Origin of the sequence: Symbiopectobacterium sp. (assembly GCF_051710365.1) — a bacterium.
Taxonomy (GTDB): Bacteria; Pseudomonadota; Gammaproteobacteria; order Enterobacterales; family Enterobacteriaceae; genus Symbiopectobacterium.
This window is the reverse complement of sequence record NZ_JBPETA010000229.1, coordinates 1-4348: the sequence shown is the minus strand read 5'-3', so window position 1 is coordinate 4348 and position 4348 is coordinate 1. Positions and strand designations below refer to the sequence as shown.

The window sequence follows — 4348 nt, the reverse complement described above, 5'->3', positions numbered from 1 at the left end:
CGGTTGGTAACAAGGGCTCAATGATTGCCCATGCTTCATCAGAAAGATCGTAGCGAGCCATAATCCAAAGTGTCGTAGAAACAGATGGATACTATAGCTCAAGCAATTAAGGGACACAGCCTAAGGTCTGGAAGCAGAATGGCCGCTGGTTTATGGTGGTTGGCGCGCGTGATACCAATGATAGGGGGCAGGTATTGCTTTACAGCGGCACCTCTCTATTCCAATGGCGTCTGGAAGAGGTGCTGGCTAAAGCCGATCGCTGGTTGGGCTATATGTGGGAGTGCCCGGATTTCTTCCCGCTTGGGGATAAATACCTGCTGATGTTTTCACCGCAGGGCATGACGCCCGAAGGCTATCGCTACCGTAATCGCTTTCAGAGCGACTATATTTTGGGACGTTGGCAGCCGGACCATCCTTTTACGCTTGAGCAGCATTTTCAGGAATTGGATGCTGGTCACGATTTCTACGCACCACAATCTTTCGTCACTACCGATGGGCGCCGCTTGCTGTTCGGCTGGATGGGTATGTGGGAGTCCGAGAAACCCACTCAGGCCGACGGCTGGGCCGGATGCCTCACGCTGCCGCGCGAACTGTCGCTGGATGCACAAGGGCGCGTCAGAATGATGCCGGTGCGGGAACTGCAAGCACTGCGTCGGGAAGCGCATACCCTACCCGCTTTTTCGCTGAACAACCAACGACGCAGGCTGGGGATCAGCGCGCTTCAGGCAGAAATTCACATGATGTGGGATATTCAAAAAAGCCAGGCGGAACGCTTCGGTATCGAGATTGCCGTCAGCGACGATCGGCGCTACGTCACCCGGTTTTATGTCGATACGCAGTCTCGTCGTTTGGTGTTGGATCGCAGTCAATCCGGACTGGGCGTCGGCGGCTATCGCAGTGTGGCACTGCCCGATGGCGACACGCTTGATCTGCGGATTTTTATCGATCGTTCCTCAGTGGAAGTCTTTGTCAATCAAGGAGAAACCTGTCTCACCAGCCGTATTTACCCACCAACAGAAGGACGCGGCATCGCGCTTTATGCCGAAAATGGGGTGGCATACTGCCAGACCTTTACCCACTGGCAGATGGCATCCATCTATCCTGAGCAGTAACCACACCGCGTGAACGGGATACGTCAGGCTGTAGCAGCTATCGGCGCATCAGGATATCGGCGTCTCGGTCAATGGCACAGAGGCAAAATGCCGGGTAAAGAAGCGACTGCCCGCCGTTAGCGCTAACGGTGTGATGCGATGCCCCACGTCACGTTCCGTCAGGTAGGTGACGTTATGATGCTGATTATCCGCTTTCAGTGCCGCATACAAGCGCGCGCTATCGGCAGCGGGCACCACGTCATCAGCATCGCCATGCCACAGCAATAGCGGGCGATTTGCTAACGCAGACAGCCGGTCGGTGACATCATAATTGGCCAGCGTTTGCGCCAACTGGCGCAACAGATCGTCAGACCCCGGGCTTCCTGCGGGGACCGGAGGGAAAAGCGAGCGCGACAGCGCAGAAAAATATCCGGACCCCATAAACGCCGCGACGGCTGAAATCCACGGATAGCGCGCCATGCTGGCCAACGCGGTCATGCCCCCGAGCGATGCGCCCGCAACGCCAATTTTCTCATCCGCAATCCACCCGCGCTGGCGCGCGGCATCCACCAGCCCCGGCAGTTCCTGCACGTTAAATTGCAGAATATCCCAGAAATGGCGTAAACGGCGGGCCTCATCACCGTCATAACGCGCGCCGTGCATCGCCGCGTCAGGCAAAATAACACGAAACCCCACTTGTGCTAACGCATAGCCAAAATAGGCGTATACTTCCTTGGACGAGGTATAGCCATGAAAAAAGAATATCGTCGGTAACGGATACTCCTGCTGACCGCTGGGGGTCGCATGCAGGACATCAATCCCGTTCAGGGTATCTGGCGAAATTTCTACCATGTGGGTTCTCTCTCTTTTCTTTCCGCACATCGTTAAGCATAAACTCGGGTTGCCTAACACCCTATCACCAAAAATAAATTTTTTTTAAATACAAATTCGCAATGATTTATCACAAAGACTGCAATGTAAAGTTACACAAATCAGATGAATTATTTACTTACTCTGCCGTTACTGGCGTTAACTGCTGGCGCTTGGCTGTACGGCGGTTGACAACATCATGGGTCATTTTCCAGCACGGATTGCACTAATAAAAGAGACATAGCATGCTGCAATTTTCTTCTTTTCGACACTGGGGTTTAGGCATCAAGCTCTCGGCGATCGCCTCGCTGAGTGTGGCCGTGCTGTTTTTTGGTTTTCACATTGTCACTGACGCGTTCTGCGGGCGATCAGTTAAAAGCGCTGACGTTGCACGATATGCAGAGCCAGGTGACCGGTGTGACAGACATGATCACTATGTACGATGCCGGGTTACAAGCGGAAGTGGGTAACTACAGCACGCTGTTCGCCAGTTTCCTCCCTACCCAATACAGCATTGATACCACCCAGCGAGTACCTTACGGCGATGGTTCACAGCCCACGCTGAAAGCGGGCGATACGCAGTTGAAGTGAACACTGCCATCGTGGATGATTTTCTCAGCTGTACTGGCGCGATTTCAACACTGTTTGTGCGCGTTGTGCGCGACGGCGATGACTTTTTGCGCACCACGACCTCATTGAAAAAAGAGGATGGCACCCGCGCCATCGGCACCCGGCTCGACAGGGAAAGCGCGGCCTACACCAACATTATGAAGGGTGGCACCTATAGCGGACTGGCTCCGCTGTTCGGCAAGCAGTACATCACCCAATACAAGCCCATCAAGGATACATCAGGCCAGATTATCGGTATCCAGTTTGTCGGCATCGATATCACGCGTGAATTCACCCTGATGTAGCAACGCATTTTGGAAAAGCGCATTGGCGAAGATGGGCATTTCTTCGTGATTAATGCGAAAAAAGGGAACGAGCTCGGTAATTACCTCTACCACCCAACGCGCGCTAACCAGCGTCCTGACTGGTCCGAAGGCGCGCTGAGCCAGATTCTGGGTGCCCATGACGGCACGCTGGAGTACCGTGACAACAGCCTGTCGCCGAACGAACAGGAACAAGTGATGGTTTTTCAGGCAGTGCCGCAGTGGGGATGGGTGATCGTTGGTACGCTGAGTAAAAGCAGCTTGCTGGCTAACATCACTCACACGCGCAATCTGTTCCTGGCTGGCGGTGCCTTTTTGACGCTGATCTTCGCCGTATTCTTTATGTTACTGACGCGCCAGTGGCTAAGCCGACCGCTGGAAGACGTGGTGAAAGTGGCGGAACAGTTCTCTGCCGGAAACTTGCAAGCCACGCTAACCACGCAACGCAATGATGAAGTGGGCCGCCTGATCGGTGCCATCAACGGCATCGGACAAGGGTTGACGCGCATCGTCGCCCAGGTGCGCGCCTCCGCAGAAGAGATCAGCGCCAGTACCGATGCGCTGGCACAAGATAGCGAAAACATCAGCGAGCAAATCAGCCGTCAAGCCAGCAGCATGGAAGAAACCTCTGCCAGCATGGAGCAGATTTCAGCGACAGTGAGGCAAAACGCGGACAACGTTTCCAGCGTGCGCCAGTTGGCAGAAGAGAGCGCCAACGCCGCCCAGCACGGCAGCGAGCGCGTGAGCGACAGCGTCTCTACCATGAGCGACATCAAGGATTCCTCGCAGCGTATTTCCGATATCACCTCAGTGATCGAATCCATCGCGTTCCAGACCAACATTCTGGCACTGAACGCGGCGGTAGAAGCGGCTCGCGCCGGAGGGCACGGTAAAGGTTTCGCCGTGGTCGCCGCCGAAATGCGTGCGCTGGCACAGCGCAGCGCAACCGCGGTGAAGGAGATTGAAACGCTGATTAACGAATCGCTGGAAAAAATTGAAGCGGGTTATCGTATTTCCGCCAAAACCCAGTCGGCAATGGACGATTTACTGCAACGTATTCATCAGCTCAGCACCATCATCATCAATGAAATTGACACCGCCTCACGTGAGCAATCGACAGGCATCGAACAGGTCAATATCGCCGTGGTGCAGATTGGTCAGGCAACGCAGAAAAGCACTGAACTGGTGAGTAATTCGGAGTACACGGCACAAGGGTTGCGCCAAAAGGGGCATCATCTTACCGAACTGGTCAGCGTGTTTCAGATAAACGAATCAACCCCTGCGCTGACGCAGTTGCAACGTTAAGCACGGGTTTTATTCCCGGCCTCCGCTGCGCTCAGGCAACGTGAGGCCGGCGGTGTTTACACGACAGGCAATGCGCCAGAGGATAACGCAGCGTTGCCCAGATCTTCATCTGTATTAGTCGCGACTTGATCTGACACTGGACCTTGCAAG

Annotated in this window: 2 protein-coding genes and 2 pseudogenes; 3 read left to right on the top strand and 1 reads right to left on the bottom strand. The window is 54.5% G+C overall.

Going from position 1 to position 4348, the window contains the following annotated elements:
- Positions 1 to 131: 131 nt before the first annotated feature.
- Positions 132 to 608: pseudogene (locus tag ACTBDZ_RS15495) on the top strand (glycoside hydrolase family 32 protein); the annotation flags it as partial.
- A 12-nt stretch (positions 609 to 620) separates the two neighbouring features.
- On the top strand, positions 621 to 1112 hold the full coding sequence (locus ACTBDZ_RS15490; protein ID WP_438815978.1) for a GH32 C-terminal domain-containing protein: 492 nt from the start codon (positions 621 to 623) through the stop codon (positions 1110 to 1112).
- 48 nt (positions 1113 to 1160) lie between these two features.
- Here ACTBDZ_RS15490 and yjfP read toward each other — a convergent pair whose 3' ends face one another.
- On the bottom strand, positions 1161 to 1943 hold the full coding sequence (yjfP, locus tag ACTBDZ_RS15485) for an esterase (protein WP_438815977.1): 783 nt from the start codon (positions 1941 to 1943) through the stop codon (positions 1161 to 1163).
- A gap of 263 nt (positions 1944 to 2206) precedes the next feature.
- Here yjfP and ACTBDZ_RS15480 point away from each other — a divergent pair.
- Positions 2207 to 4198 (top strand): annotated as a pseudogene (locus ACTBDZ_RS15480) (methyl-accepting chemotaxis protein).
- The last annotated feature ends 150 nt before the right edge of the window (positions 4199 to 4348 follow it).